Origin of the sequence: Fervidicoccus fontis Kam940, from assembly GCF_000258425.1 — an archaeon.
GTDB lineage: Archaea > Thermoproteota > Thermoprotei_A > Sulfolobales > Fervidicoccaceae > Fervidicoccus > Fervidicoccus fontis.
This window is the reverse complement of sequence record NC_017461.1, coordinates 207889-226430: the sequence shown is the minus strand read 5'-3', so window position 1 is coordinate 226430 and position 18542 is coordinate 207889. Positions and strand designations below refer to the sequence as shown.

General features: G+C 39.3%; 13 protein-coding genes and 2 pseudogenes. 9 read left to right on the top strand and 6 right to left on the bottom strand.

The features are described 5' to 3' along the window. Positions 1-146: 146 nt before the first annotated feature. The 4 genes and pseudogenes from FFONT_RS01140 to FFONT_RS01130 form a co-directional block, all read right to left on the bottom strand. A complete protein-coding gene (locus tag FFONT_RS01140; protein ID WP_014557372.1) occupies positions 147-461 on the bottom strand; it encodes a DUF4870 domain-containing protein in 315 nt (104 codons plus the stop codon). Positions 462-1585: 1124 nt separating this feature from the next. Further along, positions 1586-2404, bottom strand: coding sequence for a DUF4234 domain-containing protein (locus tag FFONT_RS01135; protein WP_014557371.1), 819 nt, complete (start codon positions 2402-2404; stop codon positions 1586-1588). A gap of 94 nt (positions 2405-2498) precedes the next feature. After that, positions 2499-2669 (bottom strand): annotated as a pseudogene (locus FFONT_RS07280) (hypothetical protein); the annotation flags it as partial. Positions 2670-2773: 104 nt separating this feature from the next. Further along, complete coding sequence (locus FFONT_RS01130; RefSeq protein WP_014557370.1) at positions 2774-3289, bottom strand: type 1 glutamine amidotransferase domain-containing protein; 516 nt, start codon at positions 3287-3289, stop codon at positions 2774-2776. A gap of 139 nt (positions 3290-3428) precedes the next feature. Here FFONT_RS01130 and FFONT_RS01125 point away from each other — a divergent pair, with 139 nt between their 5' ends. The 4 genes from FFONT_RS01125 to FFONT_RS01110 all read left to right on the top strand — a co-directional run bounded on the left by FFONT_RS01125 (position 3429) and on the right by FFONT_RS01110 (position 10262). Then, positions 3429-4007: an MBL fold metallo-hydrolase gene (locus FFONT_RS01125; protein WP_014557369.1), complete on the top strand. Its 579-nt coding sequence runs from the start codon at positions 3429-3431 to the stop codon at positions 4005-4007. Positions 4008-4205: 198 nt separating this feature from the next. Next, positions 4206-7070, top strand: coding sequence for a hypothetical protein (locus FFONT_RS01120; RefSeq protein ID WP_014557368.1), 2865 nt, complete (start codon positions 4206-4208; stop codon positions 7068-7070). Positions 7071-7179: 109 nt separating this feature from the next. Next, positions 7180-8421, top strand: a complete 1242-nt coding sequence (locus FFONT_RS01115) for an iron-containing alcohol dehydrogenase (RefSeq protein WP_014557367.1) — start codon at positions 7180-7182, stop codon at positions 8419-8421. Positions 8422-8423: 2 nt separating this feature from the next. Next, on the top strand, positions 8424-10262 hold the full coding sequence (locus FFONT_RS01110; protein WP_014557366.1) for an aldehyde ferredoxin oxidoreductase family protein: 1839 nt from the start codon (positions 8424-8426) through the stop codon (positions 10260-10262). 24 nt (positions 10263-10286) lie between these two features. Here the strand turns inward: FFONT_RS01110 and FFONT_RS01105 are convergent, their stop codons facing one another. Further along, positions 10287-11192: a dihydrodipicolinate synthase family protein gene (locus FFONT_RS01105; RefSeq protein ID WP_014557365.1), complete on the bottom strand. Its 906-nt coding sequence runs from the start codon at positions 11190-11192 to the stop codon at positions 10287-10289. Between the two features lie 181 nt (positions 11193-11373). Here FFONT_RS01105 and FFONT_RS01100 point away from each other — a divergent pair, with 181 nt between their 5' ends. The 3 genes from FFONT_RS01100 (at position 11374) to FFONT_RS01090 (ending at position 15618) form a co-directional block, all read left to right on the top strand. After that, on the top strand, positions 11374-11793 hold the full coding sequence (locus FFONT_RS01100) for a hypothetical protein (protein ID WP_014557364.1): 420 nt from the start codon (positions 11374-11376) through the stop codon (positions 11791-11793). A gap of 292 nt (positions 11794-12085) precedes the next feature. Then, the gene (locus tag FFONT_RS01095; protein ID WP_014557363.1) at positions 12086-14056 is read left to right on the top strand and encodes a hydantoinase/oxoprolinase family protein; all 1971 of its coding nucleotides are present in this window, start codon (positions 12086-12088) and stop codon (positions 14054-14056) included. A gap of 2 nt (positions 14057-14058) precedes the next feature. Continuing rightward, positions 14059-15618, top strand: a complete 1560-nt coding sequence (locus FFONT_RS01090) for a hydantoinase B/oxoprolinase family protein (protein ID WP_014557362.1) — start codon at positions 14059-14061, stop codon at positions 15616-15618. Positions 15619-15851: 233 nt separating this feature from the next. Here FFONT_RS01090 and pstB read toward each other — a convergent pair. Then, a pseudogene (gene pstB / locus FFONT_RS07275) lies at positions 15852-15956 on the bottom strand (phosphate ABC transporter ATP-binding protein); the annotation flags it as partial. Positions 15957-16073: 117 nt separating this feature from the next. Here pstB and FFONT_RS01080 point away from each other — a divergent pair. Both FFONT_RS01080 and FFONT_RS01075 read left to right on the top strand, forming a co-directional pair. Then, positions 16074-16979 carry an ABC transporter ATP-binding protein gene (locus FFONT_RS01080; protein WP_014557361.1) on the top strand — a complete coding sequence of 302 codons (906 nt, stop codon included), beginning with the start codon at positions 16074-16076 and terminating at the stop codon, positions 16977-16979. Between the two features lie 2 nt (positions 16980-16981). After that, positions 16982-18517, top strand: a complete 1536-nt coding sequence (locus tag FFONT_RS01075) for an ABC transporter permease subunit (protein ID WP_014557360.1) — start codon at positions 16982-16984, stop codon at positions 18515-18517. Positions 18518-18542 lie beyond the last annotated feature (25 nt).

Sequence of the window (18542 nt, the reverse complement as noted above, 5' to 3'; positions counted from 1 at the left end):
TCGCTCTATTTTACATGAGGTGCGACGTTGGACACCTCGTCTGGCGCTTTCTTCTGGCACATAGCCGCACCTCGCTTATCTTATTTGCATTAGGGAAATGATAAAAAATTTTCTGAAGCTCTCGTGCTTTTTGGAAAGGAGAAAGGCTAAGGAGTGTATTCAGAATACTTCGCTGCATAGTCTCCGAGGACTGGAACTTTGACGTCCACTCCACTGTATGCTTTAAAAGCTATGTACATCCCGTACAGCCAAACCAGAAAGAGCAGGAAAGGTCCGAGGAAAGGTATGAAGAAAAATACCAAATCTATTATTGTGCCTAATATTCCGAGGAAAATCGACTGCAGGGAGTGAAACTTGAGCCTTTTATCCTTCTGTCCCTCGGTAATGAATACTATTATGCCTGATAACCAGGTCAATATATATGCAAAGATATACCATATATTGCCCTTTTCTTTTTCCATATCAAATTACCTTTTTCTGTTTTTTAATATTAAATTATCCCACTATTAAATATTTTTTTATTAAAATCAATCGAATGATAGGATAATGCTTACGAAGGAATAGTTGCATCATATCGATAATTGGTCTTTTAAAAAAGCTGAAGAATTTCGCTCTATGGAATCGGCTAAAAATTTTCAAATTCGCTAGTGCATGATACCACTAGCGGATCATTACATGCTATCCACTCAGACAGAGAGATTCAATTTCTCTTCTTCAAGAAGGAGGGCAGCTAGGGCAGAGTCATCAAAAAAATAGCAATCTACCATTAGAACAAAAAAGATATGATGCCTGCAGGTCTTTATCCTCGAATTTTATAAGATTTTTGGTTCGTTGGAATCAAAAGACACGGTTGAAGAAAACATTCCGAAAATGAAATCAGTCTAGCAGAAAGCAATGCGGAGGCTTCAATGCTTTTCAGCCTCTTCTAGGCAAAGATCATCCCCTACAGCAAGCGCTGCCCTTAGTCAGAATTTCAAATGCTACTTTGTTGTTCTCGATCATACTGATTATTTCCTTCAGGAGGTTTTCCTAACTGACAGCAGAATCTCCGTCTGTTTTATTCCACTAGGATCTTAGTACTTCTATTAAAAGCTTGGAATAAAAAAGTTGATATAGCTGTAATTGGAAGTACAAACTTTTGTTCAGAATTGGAAAACTTTCCGCTTACACTTAAAATGTTGAGTGATGCATTTGCGACATTTTCTTAATTTATAACCTTTTTCTGTCACACTTGAATCACGAACTCCGACTCCTTTTCCTTTGGAAAAGCACGCTGTAATAGTTGTGAATATAGCGTGACACTTTGGTCACTCAGTCCTTTTAACATCGTAGAACCTGAACTTCCACGGCTCCTTAAACAGCTTGAACTCTCCCTCATTACCAACATACCTGGATTATGGTACTTAATCATAGATCGATTAACTTTTTAGTTATTAATTTTTATATATAAATTTAATATAAAAATATTGCATTTTAATGAAGAATAATTTTTCGAGCTACTTGCAAATAACTTCATCCTCTCTATCAGAGACACAGTACTTTAAGCGAGACAGTTTACTAGCGTTTAAAAAAATATTGCAAAAAATTACTGTTTTGATAAAATTTCCTTCAGTGCTGTGATCAGCTCTTTCTCTATAATTTGGTGGCTTTCAAAATGTCTGTTTGGATCGTTTGTAAGCGTGTAGACCCAATATATGCCGAAAAGTCCGCAGGTAATAAAGTAAAGAATTACGTATAAAAGCGTGCTTCTGTCTGGAACTTCAGCAAATTCTTCTATTCTTCTTGTAAATAAAGGGACTTTTTCCCTAATTTCATCTATAACTTCGCTTAAAAGAAGCCTTTCCTTCTGAGAATGCTTTACGAAGTCTTTATTGATGAAGTGATAAACATATAAGATATAGAACGGAACAATTATTAATATCGAATTGACAATAGCACTTTTTATATTATTGTTGATATCTTTCAGCTCATTTAGTCTGGATTTAATTGAATATACTCTCTTGAACTTTAAAAGATTCGTTATTTCTGCAATATTCTCATAGAAAGACATATTTCTGAGGAAGTGATCATTTCTTCTTTTAACCCATTTATATATAACGTAGAAGTTGATGAATATGGAAATAATTATTACCAAAAATCCGAATAGTATTAATAAAGAAGAGAAAACAGAATCATTGAAACTATGCGAGCTTTCCTGAAGATATGAATATGAAGAATATGGATATTCTATGCTCGGAGAGGAATAAAGCATTCCAATAGCTAACAATATTACTGCAACGAAATATAATATTGCAGGGAGGAAAGGAAGAATTACCGGCATCTTGTAGTCGGATTTTTTCGATTCTTGGGAAATTTCTTCAACTTTTTTTAAAAGAGCTTCAACTCTTTCTTTTTCAGAAGACATATTACCACTAGTATAATTTATTAATCAAAATATATAAGTTTTGCATAAAAAATTATTATAAAAGTTTTAGAAATTGTCAACTTATATTCTTAACTTATCTATGTATATAAGAAGAAAACTTGTTACCATTCAATTCATTCGACTCGACTTTCAACAGGAAAGCGAATGGCTCAAAGCATCTCTTTATTATGCTATTCAGCGTCTTTCCCTCTCTTTGCGCTACTTTTTTTGCTTCATCTATAGTATCTTTTTTTGCACTTAAAGTAAGCCTTTTTTTAAATGTTTTGGATTTTCAATTATGCATTATTTATAGTTTTTACTGATATAAGCTGTCGATTTCTACAAATTTATAATAATGAATGAAAAACTTCAGGAATTGCTGAGCGCCTTCAGTAATGCTTCCATCCAATAAGGAAGATCTTCTGGAAGCCTCGATGTAATTATATTTCCATGAACAACAACCTTTTCATTTAACCACTCAGCGCCTCCAGCTTTTAGGTCGTCTGCAATCCCTGGATAGCTTGTAAGCTTGATATCTTTCACGATTCCTGCAGACAAGAGGAGTTGAGGTCCGTGGCAAATTGCTGCAATAGGCTTTCCAGAATCATAAAAGCTCTTCACAATTCTTACAGCGTCATCTCTTGCTGAAACTCTTATCCTTTCAGGTCCTCTTCCTCCAGGAAGGACGAGAATATCGAAGTCATCAGGGTTTATGTCTTTTATTGCTTTAGAATTCATTCTATATCCATGCTTGCCTTCTACTTCACCGCTGAAAGGCGCAGCTACTGTTACATCAAATCCGGCTTCAATTAAGCGATAATAAGGATATAATGCTTCAATATCTTCAAACTCAGGTCCTATAAGAATTAGGGCTTTCCTCTTCATAGCTCATTCCTAATTCATTTTTTATATTTGCGAAAAATTAATTCGTTACGTATATATTTTGAGATTCTTCCCTATACTTCATATCTAAATGAGTTAAATTTTATAAATTACGTAATTATATTAAAAGAGGGGAAAAAGCTTGGAAGTATTTTTGATAAAAGGAATGTGTAATACCTATCTTACAAGCGAGGGTATTCTAATCGATGCAGGTGCTAAGCCTTCCGATGTACTCTTAATTGCAAAAGAGCATGGGATCTCAATAAAATATGTTTTGATAACTCATTATCACTATGATCACATTAAGTATGCATCTGAGATAGCTGAGAGGACAAAAGCAAAAGTAGTAGCTCCGGAAGCTGAGGCTGACATTATAGAAGGAAGTGCAAGGCCTAAATTTCCGAGCCTGTCTCTAAGAATAATGTCCTTATTTGCGACCATTAAGCCTGTTAAAGTCGACATTAAAGTTAAGGATGGAGATGAAGTAGCTGGCATGAAAGCTGTCGCAGCTCCAGGTCATACGCCAGGAAGCACTGCTTACGTTTCTGGAGATATTATGTTTTCAGGTGATGCAATTGAAAGCGATAATGGAAAACCATCCCTTCCTCCAAGAAAGTTTACCCTTGATCAAATAATGGCAGAGAAGAGCATGAAGAAGTTGCTTGAGCTTAGGCCTAAAATTATATATCCAGGTCACGGAAGACCTATAACAATGCAATAGCTCTATAATTTAAAGAATTTTTCGCTAAAAGTAAACCTCAACCTGGATTATATCACTTTTAAACATATGTTTTTACACTGGTTATATTAATAAAGAGATCAACTTAGGTTAGTATATTTAATAAAAATCACAAAAAATAAAATTTTTAATAATATTTATCTAATTTGCAATAAAATTTTTTTAAAGAGATAGATGCGCATGTCTGAGAACTCCTTAATTGCAAAGAGAGTTTTATTTTTTTCAGTTTTTATTATAACAATAACATATTTGTCATCTCTAATTGTATCTTCATCTTCAATTGCGAATGAAAGCCAATGTGCATTTCAGCCTTCTATATACCAGTATCCTGCTTCTAATGAAGTCTCCTCGCTACAGCCTGTCCTAATTTTTATTAATGGAAATGAAAGCTATAGCGTGGAAGTGAGCATAAACATAACAGTCGGAATTGAAGGTGACATCTGTCCAGCATGTTTGGGGGCATATATGGGGCTAAAATTCCCCCAGCAAGAGCTCATAAACTACACATTCAATTCAATTCCCTTCTATCCCGGATGGAGTGTTGCTTATATACCTGGACTTATTACGAAGAACTTTTCTGCTGTATATATTTCCCCAATTTTAAGATATACCACAAATTATACCGTCTCTGTAATTTCAAGCGTAAGCTATAAGGTTGTTAAAAACGGGATTATTATTTATGAAGACTCTTATAATGTCAGTTATGGAGAAAATCATAGCATGCTTCCTCCGATTACCTTCATTTTCATTCCAAATTCTCAAAACTTTACTCAATCTTCACTAAGTATGCCGATATTTCTTCCTGATGGGCTGTCCTTAGGCTCCGGCATGCCACTAAATTTAATTGCTGTAGCAGTCGGAGAAAATCCGCTTAGTTCTTTGAGCATAGAGTACAGCATATCTGGAGGACTATGGATAAGTGCGCACTCAGAAGAGTTGAGCACAGGGATAGAAAATAGCGTTGAAGAGATCAACAGCTATCTTCAGGGAATAGCTTCAAAGCTAAGTAGCTTTGGAATAAATGCTAGTATTCCCAATATAACTTCAACTATCGAAGCAATTGAAACACAAATACCAGGTCAAGAACCTGGCAACTATGTAGTTTACAAATCAATGGCGAGTGACATTTACAACAATACATCAGAATCTTTGGCAGGTATGTACTATGTTTACAACAGCTCTAGTACGAACAAAATTCTCATCGTTGATCCCAGCGTTAAGCTTTGGCTAATCTACAATAGTACAAGTAGCTTTATCAATTCAATCTCTTCATATAATCTTTCCCAAGGTCTTATCAATAACATAAACGACTCCTGGACCGAGGCAAGTGAGCACAACAGTCTAGGAGCATTGCAATTTCATTACTGGAATTTAATAGGAAAGCAATATAGAATATACATAACAGATTCGAGCGATTTGAGCTCAGCACTTGAAGAATATGAGCCGAATGCGATCATCTTAAGCAATTTGTATTTAGGCTTGGAGAGCTCAACTCTCCTCGATTGGGATTTAAAGGACAATGGAGCTCTTGGTGCACTTTCAAGCTATGTCAGTCAACACCATGCCGGTCTAATAGCTACACAGGGATCTCTCAGCGATTGGGTAATTTGGGAATCTTGTAGCGAAAAGACAAAAGTAGGAGCTAAAGGAAACATAGACTATAATACGTCAAATTTATCTAGCCTCGACAACTTGGCAACTCTTCTTGGCATTCCGCAGCTTACCTTATTCGAATATGTAAAAGATGAGGTGTCAAACTTCTTTTGCATTAACGCTGATCCTCAAGTAGCTGAGATGATAGGATCAATTCCTCTTCAGATTCCGTTTGTTCAGTTCAGCGGGAAGTTAAACTCAACCTCAGATGCTCAGAAAATGGGCCTTTCGTTGCCAGAAAATTTTGAATTTGACAACCAAAGAAGCCAAAACGGTTCTCCTTTTTTATATACAGAAGTAGGATGGCAACTGGCTTTCCCCCAGGATATTGACTTTATAGTATCAAATAAAATCAATTTTTCAAAATGGCCAACTGTAAACCTTTCTAACTCAAACGGGAGTAATCTATCAAATTATCGCAATTTTTCCTTTACTGATATGCTTCTCATTTATGAAGCGGTTCAAACATCTTCTATTTACGGAAATGATCTTAATATCTCCTTTAAAATTCCCGGAATTGGGAAATTCAATATAACATTAAGAATCCCAGAAAGTTTGATGGAAGCCCTTCTCGGAGCATATCAGCCAAAAATCGTGGCAATATCAAGCGATGGGCTCGCCGGGATAATTGCCTATGATAAGTTCTGGAGCGATAATGGATACCGTTCAGTATACTTCAGCTTCAATTTAGAGTCATTCAACACCAACACTTCGGAGCAGCTACTTACTCAAGCCATAAATTGGGTTGAAAGTTGGAGCTTCTATCCCAATATGACCTTGCTCGGAGACGTGCTAATTCCTTCAGATCTTGCGAGTAGGGCGGAATACATCCTGAATAGCATAGGAGGTGAAGAATTAGAGAACATGAGCATGATCTTGAATGAAGAGGGTAGCTCGGTAATTTCTATAAATGCGGAATCTCCAGGTATTGTATACATTTTAATACTCCATCCAACTTCGAGTAATGTAGAAGTAACGAGAATAGAAGGATCTTACAGCAGCGAAAATTGCAGTTCTAGCAATGGGATTTCCCTGGTAACGATACAGGTAAGTAACTCTACAAGCTTGAGTCTATTCCTCAGAGCTTATTCAAGCTCTGGCATAATCCCCGCATATGTTGAAGTTAAATTTGAAGGTCTGAAATCAGGATTGGGAAACGTTTCCTCAAACACTTTTGAGAACCAAACAACTGAGGCCTGCACCTACAACGGGACATGCACTTCTCAAAGCGAAGAGAAAGAGAATCTTCAGAACAGCTCAACGAGCACTTTATCCAATTCGCAGACTGTCGGTTCCGAAAAAGGCTCTTTGATGGGAATAATTGTGTTATGCATAACACTTGCGGTAGTCGCATCATTGCTTATTTTAGGTATCTGGAAGAAAAAACTTTAATTATTTTTGTAATTATTTTTAAATCCTTTGATAAGTCATATTAAAAAGTTTTTTATAAGTGTTCTAACTATAATTATAAATAATAAAGATATATAAAGGTGTTCTAACCATGTCGAATTGGTATCTATATAAACCAGTTGTTAGACAATATTTACAGTTTGCATATTCCCCAGAAGGTAGAACGCTAATAACGACGTTCATTTCTCCAAGAATATTTATGGGCCTCGCCGCCACTCCTATGTTCGCGTCGAGTGTTTCATCAGCTTTAAAAAAGAAAAGAGCGTTCATCGTGACCGATCCGTATATTAAGCCCATGGCATTTGGAGTAGGCAGGGTTCTTCAATCATTTGGATTCAATACCACCGTATGGGATAAGGTCGTTCCAGAACCCCCCATATCTACGCTTAAGCCTTGTGCTCAAGCTATGGAACAGTTTGATGCAGATTTAATTGTCGCTGTTGGCGGCGGGAGCGCTATTGACACCTCAAAGGTTGCATGGGCACTTTATGAAAGACCAGATATTGATTTTAAGCTTATAAACCCTATGGCCCCTCTCGGATTAAGAAATAAAGCTCTCTTTGCAGCAATTCCTACGACAAGCGGAACAGGTTCCGAGGCAACTTCTGCAGCAGTGATCACCGATGAGTCTTATTCCCCACCTAGAAAGTTCTCAGTCGTCCATCCAGAGCTCGTTCCAGATTTTGCAGTCCTTGATCCCTCTTTTGTCGTGGGGCTTCCTCCAAAGCTTACATTAGGAACCGCACTTGATGCATTTGCTCATGCTGTAGATAGCTACTTAACCCATTCTTCATTTGAAATGACCGATTTCTTAGCGATAGGCGCCATAAAGTTGATTATGAGATGGCTTCCGAGAGTTCTTTCGCATTCAGATGATATAGAGGCTAGACTGAAAATCCATGAGGCTGCTACGATGGCAGGATTAGCTTTTAGCAATGGAGGAATAGCACTCACTCACAGCTTGGGTCATTCGTTGGGAAAAGTCTTCTCAATACATCATGGCTTCGCAGTTGGAGTCTTCATACCGTATGTCATTGGCTTTTACGCTGAGGTCTCTGATAAATATACAGAACTTGCAAAGGAGCTTGGGGTGAATGAAGAGCCGCTGCAAAAAGCACTTGTTTTAAAGTTCTTGGACTTCTTCAAGCAGGTCAAAGCTCCATTAACTCTAAAGGATCTAGGAGTGGATGAGGCAAAGCTCAGAGAAAAGCTCGATGTATTGGCAGAATACGCATATGAAGATATATGCACTCCAATGTCTCCAAGGCCTATTTCTATTGAGGAAGTTAAAGAGCTGTTTCTTAACGCATTAAAAGGAGAGTATGGGTGGTAATTATGATAGGAGGATTTCATGGAAAAATACTTAAAGTCGATCTGAGCACAGGCACAATTAAAACGCTCGAACTAAGCGAAGAAATGGCAAAGAGCTTTGTAGGAGGCTCAGGGCTTGCAGCAGCACTGCTTTATGACATCCTTACCAGAGATCTGGATCCGCTTTCTCCTGATTCGCCGCTCCTCTTTATAACAGGTTCATTTACTGGAAGTAAAGTTCCCTCATCTAGCAGATACGCTATCTGTGCAAAATCCCCGCTTACTGGGCTGTGGGGAGAGTCGACTGCAGGGGGACATTTTCCTGCATCCTTAAAGCTGAGCGGCTACGACGGAATACTATTTGTGGGAAGATCCAGCAAGCCTGTATACCTATTTGTCCATAACGGAGAGGCAGAAATAAAGGACGCATCCGACCTGTGGGGACTAACTACGTATGAGACTCAAGAAGCGATAAGGGATGAGCTCGGCAGGGATGTTAAGGTGGCATCTATAGGACCTGCAGGGGAAAATATGGTCAAATTTGCAGCAGTAATCAATGACGAGGGAAAAGCTGCTGGGAGGACAGGAATGGGGGCAGTTATGGGATCGAAGAATCTTAAGGCTGTAGCAGTATACGGGAACATGGAGCCGCCGATTGCGGATCCCAAGACATTTTCTGAGCTCCTGCCTAAAGCAATAGCAGAAATTGAGTCAAACCCCACAACCCATATGTCTCGCCTTTACGGTACTTTAGATTATGTCGCAGCCGGAATGTCCTATGGAGACGTCCCTACTAAATACTACCAGGATTCAATATTTCCAGCATACAAACTTAATGGGAAGGCCCTAAGAGAGAAATATTATGTGAAGCCAATCGCATGCACGGGATGCCCGATCGCGTGCGGCAAGGAAATTGAGTTCGGTAAATATGGCTTAGAAAAGGCTGATACTTTAGAGTATGAGACCGCTGCGGCTTTTGGTCCTCTATGCGGTATTGATGATTTAGATGCATTGATATATATAAACTACCTCTGCAATGCCTATGGGATGGACACAATTTCCGCAGGAGCATCCGTAGCTTTTGCGATGAATGCATATGAAAAGGGGAAGCTCACCAAGGAAAAGCTAGGAGGATTGGAAGCTAAATGGGGAGATAAGGATGTAGCTATAGAGCTTGTTCACATGATAGCAAATAGAAAGAGCATTGGAGGGATTCTCGCAGAGGGAACGAAAGTTGCTGCAAGTAAGCTGGGCATAGAAGATGGAGAAGTAGCTGTTGTAAAGGGGCTTGAAATACCTATGCATGATCCCAGGGCTTTTTCGATGCAAGCATTAACATACGCAACAAGCACTAGAGGAGCGTGTCACATGAGACCTGATTACTTTACTGTTGAGATTGGACAGGAGATACCTGAGCTCGGAATCAGGCAGACAGATAGGTTTGCTTCCAATCCAGAGAAGGTGGAGTCTTTTATAAAGTTCCAAAATGTTAGAGAAGTTTACGACTCGCTTATACTATGTAAGTTCTCCGCAAATTCTCTTACAACGATATCAAAATTCTATTCAGCAATAACTGGAGTGAAGGTTGAGCCTAAAGAGTTCAATGTATTGGGTGAGAGGATCTACAATATAAAGAGAAGCATAAACCTGAGACTTGGAATGAGAAAAGAAGATGAAAAGCTTCCAAAAATAATCCTCAGGTCCATAAAAAGAGGAGGGACTCAGGGGAATGTCCCGAATATTGAGGAAATGCTGAGGCATTATTATGCTATGAGAAAAATCGATCCTGTTACTGGAAAGCCTATGAAAGAAAAGCTTGAAGAGCTGGGGCTTTTAAAGCAAGCTAAAGACCTCTGGGGGTAATTTTTTTTAAAAAAACTTTTATTATTAAATTTTCAAGCCCAAGCTCTCCGCTATTTTTCTTACTTTTTGAACAACTTCATCTCTCTCAGGAGTTAAAGGAGGTCTAACGTAGGGCTTTACTGGCGATCCCATTACACTTAGAAGCGTTTTCACAGCTGTTGGAAAAGATGTGGAAATGTCGTAGACCTTAGTGAGCTCAAGCAACTTTTTCCACCATTCCAATGCCTTTTCAAAACTTCCCTCTCTCCAAAAGTCGTACACATTCCTATGAATCTTAGGTGCCGCATTGGCTAAAGCCATTATTCCTCCATCCCCGCCCATCATTAAGTTCGGTAAAAGCATGTCGTCAAATCCTACAAGAATTGAGAAATCTTCTCTCACTGACTTCACTTCCTGGATCAGCCCCCTGAGGTATGTGAAGTTCTCATACGTCACCTTAGCCCCTACTATATTGCTGTACTCCTCCGAAAGCTCCCTGTAGAGCGATATTGGGATATTTATTCCAGTTGCGCTAGGAATGTTGTAAATTATAATAGGTAGGTCTACTCTTTCAGCTACCATCGAGAAGTGAAGCTTCAGCCTCTCTCCAGAAACTTTAAAGAAAAATGGCGGAGTGATGATCGTTCCAGAAACTCCCATATTCTTAAAAATCCTTCCGAGCGATATGCTATCTTCAGTGCTATTTGCGCTTATGCCTGGAATTATCCAGACCTTCCCGCCTACCTCTTCTAGTACCGTGCCTGTCAATTTTACAGCTTCCTCTTTTGAAAGGTGAACAAATTCTCCAGTAGTGCTGTTTGGAAAGATTCCGTGAACACCTCCTTCTGCCTGATACCTTGCGAGCCATCTAGCAGAATCCAAATCTAGGGAAAGATCCTCTTTAAAAGGAGTTATAAATGGAGTAATAACTCCATAAAACTTTGGTCTCACCAATTCAATCGCCCTTTTAGATCAATAAATATAAAATTAAAAGATTTCAGATAAATGCGTTTCCCTCGGCATTTCGAAAAATATAAGATAGAGAAGAGGTTAAGTTATGTGATGGTGAGAAAAAATATCTACTGGAACCCAAAGTGAAGAAAGAAAAAACGAGAGAAAAGGATCTTTTAACGTGACAAATGCCATTCTCCTCGTTATAGCGCTCCTGTTCATCTGCGCATTCGCTTGGAGCTATTATAAGATGAGCGTGCTTTCCAATATTGCAAACTTGAACTATAGCGAATCGCTTGAATCGAATAAAGCGCTTGCAATACCTTCTATGAGTTACGTTACATTAAATTATACACTTCCATATGCTGGCTATTTGAAAATATCATATAGTTCAACGAGCGCCATTTATATTTGGATAGGAAGCAACTTTTCCCAGCAGTTCCCGGACGGAAACTACTTTTCTAGGTACCCTCCTCAGAGGGAATCTTCTAGCGGAACTTTTGTTGTGCCTGTGCTTCCGGGAGAAGTATATGTAACTATATACAACCCTTCGATATTCAATGGTGTAGCTCTCACAATATCAATTGAGTACCATTACTGATATCAAACTTTAAAATTGAGGTTTTTTAACTTTTTATGAAACCAGAATGAAAGTGGTTTTTTGCTCTTGATTTCTACATGCAATTCAACCATTTTTTGAAATTTGCTCTGGATAAATGTTATTTCAATATATATTTTAAAAGTACTCATTGTAAAATCACTAGCTGAAGAATGAAAAAAACAATACACTGATTTTTTATCTCAAATCTGATGCAATCCCCTGAAATATTAACAATTAATTTATTTAGAGCAAAATTTTCAAGATTAATTTATGCTTCATTAGGTGGGATCATTTGCCAAAAGTCGTCGGAATAGATACTGGCGGAACATTTACGGATTTTGTGTATATAAAGGATGACGGATCTATAGGTTTCTTCAAATCTTTATCTACTCCAAAAAGCCCAGAAGATGCTGTTATAGAGGGATTAAAAGCTTTGGGCAGTGGAGAAACAGTAATACATGCTACTACTTTGGGTACAAATGCCATCAGAGGGCAGTTTGGAATAGAGATTCCCAAACTCTCTCTAGTTACTACAAGGGGATTTAAGGGAGTAATTGAGATAGGGAGGCAGAACAGACCAAAACTCTACGATATATTTTTCGAAAAGCCTAAGCCTCTTGTTGAAAGAGATTTTATATTTGAGGCAAATGAGAGGATAGATGCATTCGGCAGGGTGCTCGAGAAAATTAGGGAGGAGCAAATCGAAGAGATAGGATCAAAATTGAAGGAAGCGGGTGTCTCTTCAGTGGCAATTTCTTTCCTCCATTCTTACATAAATCCATCACACGAGAAGACGGCTGAAAGGATCTTAAGCAAATATGTAGAATATGTCTCCCCATCTTATCTCGTATCACCCGAGCCCAGAGAGTATGAAAGGACTTCTTCCGCTTTGGTGAATGCTGCTCTAATGCCAATAATTTCTAAGTATATTGAAAGGCTCAATAAGAGGCTGAAAGAGCTTAACGTAAAGGAGCTTTTGGTTATGTCTAGCTCAGGAGGTATTGTAGATGCAGAGGAGGCCAGTAAGAGGCCTGTCCAGCTTGTCGAGAGCGGACCTGCTGCTGGGGTCGTTGCTACAGCAGAGCTTTGCAGGATGATGGGTATCAATAAGGCTATAAGCTTTGACATGGGGGGTACTACTGCTAAGGCAGGGACTATAGTTAATTACGAGTTCGAAATAACAAGCGAATATGAGGTGGGAGGAGAGAGCAACCATGGAAGAATGATTAAGGGCTCAGGGTACTCGGTTCGATTTCCATTTATAGACTTAGCTGAAGTTTCAGCGGGCGGAGGAACAATAATATGGAGGGATGATGCAGGAGCGCTTAGAATTGGACCAAAGAGCGCAGGTGCTGACCCTGGTCCTGCCTGCTATGATAGGGGTGGCAAGTACCCAACTCTCACAGATGCAAATCTTGTTCTTGGAAGGATAGGGGAAAGCCTCTTGGGTGGCAAAATGAAGATCCGGAAAGATCTGGCTATCAAGGCTCTCTCATCTTTAGGAGAACCTGTAGAGATAGCTAACAGATCAATAAAGCTTGCAGACCTTGAAATGGCCAGAGCTATAAGGCTCGTAACTGTTGAGAGGGGGATAGATCCAGAAGAATTCGTTTTATTTGCCTTCGGCGGTGCAGGTCCCCAGTTTGCAGCTGAGCTTGCCAACGAGATAGGAATAAAGAAAATCGTTATACCTCCGCATCCTGGAGTCTTCAGTGCTTTAGGACTTCTAATGGCAGATTGGAGATTTGAGGATAGGACAGCATTTCCAAAAGACATTGAAATGGCCTATAGAAATATGGAGGAAAAGCTTTTAAAGAAGGTTGGAAGAGTCGATTACTTTATTAGGTATGCCGATGTGAGATATGTAGGACAGGGATGGGAGCTCACCGTTCCAGTTGGAAGTCCCGTAGATATTAAGGAGATAAAAAAGACCTTTAATAAAAAGCACTTCTCAACTTATGGATTTATGCTTGAAAGTGATATAGAGGTTGTACTGGCAAGAGTCTTTGCAGTTTCAAAGAGGGAGAAACCTTTGTTCTCAGCCCCTAAGATTAGAGCGTCTGGAAGGGCAAAAGGATACAGAAAAGTTTACATGAATGGGGAATGGATCGAAACCCCAATATATTGCAGGTATTCATTGGATGAAGGCTTTAAAGCTGAAGGGCCGTTGCTAATAGATGAATATGATACGACGACATTTGTACCTTCAGGGTGGAGGGTATCTGTTGGCGCTTTTTCAGAGCTCATATTGGAGAGGATGTAGCTATGGTAGCCTGGGAGCTTATATATAAAACTACTTCGTATATTGCAGAAGAAATGGGCATTTCTCTTAAGAGATCGGCTTTTTCCCCTAACATAAGGGAGAGGATGGATCATAGCTGCGCTGTAGCGAATGAAGATGGGAAGATCGTTGCTCAGGCCGAGCATATTCCAGTTCACTTAGGTTCGTTTAGGGTTGGACTTGAAAAACTTCTATTTTTTATCCAACAGAATGGCATAGCGATTGAAGAAGGTGATATAATCGCAGTAAACGATCCTTATATTTCTGGGACCCACCTCAACGATATAATGCTACTCGCTCCTGTTTTTCATCACGGAAGGCTCATTGGTTATGTGGTAAATAAGGCTCATCACGTAGATGTAGGCGGACCTGTCCCAGGAAGCATAAATCCTGATGCCAAGAGCATATATGAAGAAGGCCTAATAATACCTCCAATAAAGTTAGTGAAGAAGGGAAAGATTGATGGAGAAGCTTTAAGATTTATAGCGGAAAACGTTAGAACTCCTCAGAGTGTAATAGCGGATCTTCACGCACAAATTGCGGCAGATTTAGTTGGAACTGTAAGAGTAAAGGAGATGATCGAAAAATATGGAGTAGAAAACGTTCAGAATTCATGGGAAAAGTCTATTGAGTATTCAAGGATCCTTTCTCTAAAGCAAATAGATAGCTGGAAGAAGGGAGAGGCGAGCGCTGAGGATTGTGTTGAACTCGATGATAGAGATATTGCGATAAGAGCAAATGTTTCAATAAGCAGCAGAGGGGTTGATATAGATTTCTCAGGCTCCTCTAAGCAAGTTGCTGCACCTCTGAATGCCGTATTTGGAGTAACATTTGCTGCTTCAAGCTATTCAGTTAGAGCTCTCCTTGAAGAGGATGTCCCTACAAATGAGGGTTTTTACTCTATAGTAAATGTGAGGGCTGAAGAGGGAAGCGTACTCAACCCTAGAAAACCCGCTCCAGTTTCTGGGGGTAACTTGGAAACTAGCCAAAGGATTGTAGATACGGTTTTCAAAGCGCTTTCATATATTCTCCCTGAAAAGATTCCAGCAGCAGGCTCAGGAACTATGATGAATGTTATGCTTGGAGGATATATTGAAGGAGGGAGAAGTTGGGCCTATTATGAGACTATAGGTGGCGGTACGGGCGCAAGGCCGGGGAAGGACGGGGTAAGCGGAGTTCATGTTAACATGACAAATACTATGAATACGCCGATAGAGATAGCTGAAAGGAGCTACCCAATAATTTTTACTGAATATAGAATCAGAGAGGGAAGCGGAGGAAAGGGGAAATATAGAGGTGGAGACGGAATAATTAGGGCTTTTAGAGTTTTGGAGCCTGCTTATTTAGCGATAATAGGAGATAGGTTTAAGAGAGGACCATATGGACTGTGGGGAGGAGGTTCAGGAAAGCCTGCAAGAGTTCAAGTAGTGAGAAAAAGCGGAAAGATAGAGGAGAATGGGAGCAAATTTAAGGAGATGCTTGGAGAGGGAGATGAAGTAATTATTGAGACTCCCGGAGGAGGCGGGATGTTTTCTGAAAAATAATTTTGTGAAATTGAAATCGAATTTTATTATTTAAAAATAATGATGATTTTTTACCAAACTCTCCTCTTATGTATCTTTTTGTCAACTCGCTTTTAGGCTTGTCAAAGATCTGCTCTGTATGACCATATTTGGCTAACTCTTCCAAATATAAAAATGAAGTATATTCAGATAATCTCAGTGCTTGTATATACTGTGAGTTACAATGATTATAGCAAAATGATTCTGAGGTTTTTTTAATCAGCTTTTTTATCAGCAGAAATAGTATCTAAAGAAGAAGTTGGTTCGTCCATGAGCAGAACTTCTGGCTCAGCTACTAACGCTCTTGCTACGCATAACCTTTGCTTCTGCCATTGCTACTTTCTATAGTTTGATAATTTATTAATATTAATTAAAAAATAAAAAATATTAAGAGAATTACGCAAAATAGACTCAGGACAATTTTCTGGTGTCGAATTTTGATAGAAATAAACAACATAAGCAAATATTTTGGAAATGTGAAAGCTATAGAGAACGTCTCTTTCAATGTAAGTAATGGAGAGATAGTAGGGTATGTCGGATTAAACGGTGCAGGAAAGACGACAACTATCAGGGTAGCCGTCGGCGTTCTCCCCCCTGATTCAGGAGACGTATCAATCGATGGGTTCTCAATTACGAGAGATAAGAGGAAGGCTTCTGAGAAGATCGGTTGGGTTCCAGAGTTGCCCATTTTCGAAACAGACTTTAAAGCTTTAGATTATTTCGTGTACTTGGCAGGTTACTATGGTCTATCTTCAAGTGAGGCAAAGAAAATGGGAAAGGAAATGCTGGAGAGATTTGGACTAGAAAATGCTCTTAACATGAAGCTTTCAGCTTTCTCTCAGGGAATGAAGAAGAGATTTGCACTTGCAGTCTCCATGATAAACGATCCTCCCAATTTCATTTTTGATGAGGTTCTAAATGGGCTTGACCCGCAAGGAATTGCTTTTTTTAGAGATATGGCGGTGGATTTCAAAAAGAGGAAGAAGGCAATATTATTTTCATCGCACATACTTGGAGAGGTTCAGAATATAGCTGACAGGGTAGTTTTCATACATAAAGGCAAGGTTATAGGATCCTACAAAGTTGATGAAATAATAAACACAGTTAAGCCATCAATTGTAATTAAGCTGGATAAAATTGATGACAATACTGTGAACTTACTTGAAAAATACGGAAAAGTATCAAAGCAAGGAGAGTACGTTGTCATTTCTTCTCCATCCGTGAGCTCAGGAGAGGTTGTAAAGGTTTTAGTAGAAAAGGGTCTCAACGTTCTCGAAATAAAGTATGAGGAGAGGAGCCTTGAGGACTTCTTCTTCTCGCTTTTGAAAAGCAGAGGTGAATAACAATGGGAGCTCTACTTTACGACTTCAAAAGGTCATTTCTCAGACCTGCAACACTTATAGCTTTGATCGTCTTTATACTTGCAGGAATAGGTCTATCCTATATGCTATCTGCAACTTTAAGCATGAGCTCAGGCACAGTTTCTTTTGACGGCTATGGCAGCCTTAATATCAGCAGCAGTGTGCTTAACGTTCAGCTTTATGCTTACGATGCAGATCTGAATCCAGCTAGGGGAACAGTTAATGTAACGCTTTCTCTTGTAAACCTCACGCAACAGGCTAATTCGCCTAGAACTCCTTATTCCTCAATTCTGGTGAAGAGTGAGACTTTTCCAATAAGCGGCTACGGAAATTATAGTATTTCTCTCGGCACTCAAGATATTTCCATGCTGAATACATCCGGCTTGACTCCTGTGCTTGAAATAGACCTTTCGACAAACATAGGGTCTTTGATGTATTTATCTACATTTAACGAAAGAGGAGGAAATCTGTATTGGTGCACTTCATGTTTGACTTTTTCAGGAATAAACAATACGGAGAAAATCTACGGATCCGGAAGCGTTTACAGCAATGAGAATCTGAGCAAAGCTTTCCTAATTCTAGATCTACCTAGTGGAGGGTATTCGCTTTATTATGAGCTTGTGAACTCGACAATCTTATCTTCATTAAGCCAAATCAACTTAAGCAGTGCGAAATATATAGGAAATGTCTCTCCAGGCGCGAATATCTTTTCGCTGAGTGAAAATCTTTCGAACCAGTCACTTGCTCTTCTTGTAATGAAAGACCCTCAAGGGAATGAATATTATTCAACAATTCCTGTAGAGCAATACACGCCCGGTAGCGTGCAGAGGACTGTAACAAGCTTGGCCTTAGGGGCCTCAGGAATTTCGCTCTTTGCAGAGTTCTTTCCAATCATTGTGCTCTATATAGTATATGCGCTCATTGCAAAGCCTAGAGGAATGGGTGCATTAGAGTTCCTTTTAGCCAGACCTGTAACGAGGTGGGATATATACTACACGAGGTATGCGGCTGGAGTTCTAACAACTATTACCTCTACGGCGGTGTTCTTTACTTCCTTCGTCCTAGGGAGCATTGCTCTGATAGGATACACCTTGAGAGCAGGCCAAATGGTTCTCCTATTTTTAGGAGTCACTGGCGCTCTAGTCGCCTTCTATAGCTTGTGCTATTTTATATCGACTGTCGCAAGCTCAGGAAGATACCTAGCGCTTTCAGTATTCCTGTATATATTCTTCACGATAATCCTCAGCATAATCGCCTCTGTAGTTGCCTTTGAATTATACGGAACAAGCGGCAATCTATTCGATATGTTGCAGAAGCTCAGGTACGAGCTAGACTACTTCAGCCCACTCGGTTTGACGGAATTCGCTTCGTATTTCGTGAGCAGATCTCTGAGCTTAGCCCCGAGCGTTGCTTCTTCAGTCATCAATCCAGCTCTTGTAATAGCTTCAGGAATTCTGTGGATAGCAGTTCCATTTGTTGCTGGTTGGTTCATTTTCAAAAAAGCGAACCTTTCAACATAAAAATTTTTTAAGTAGACAAGACAAA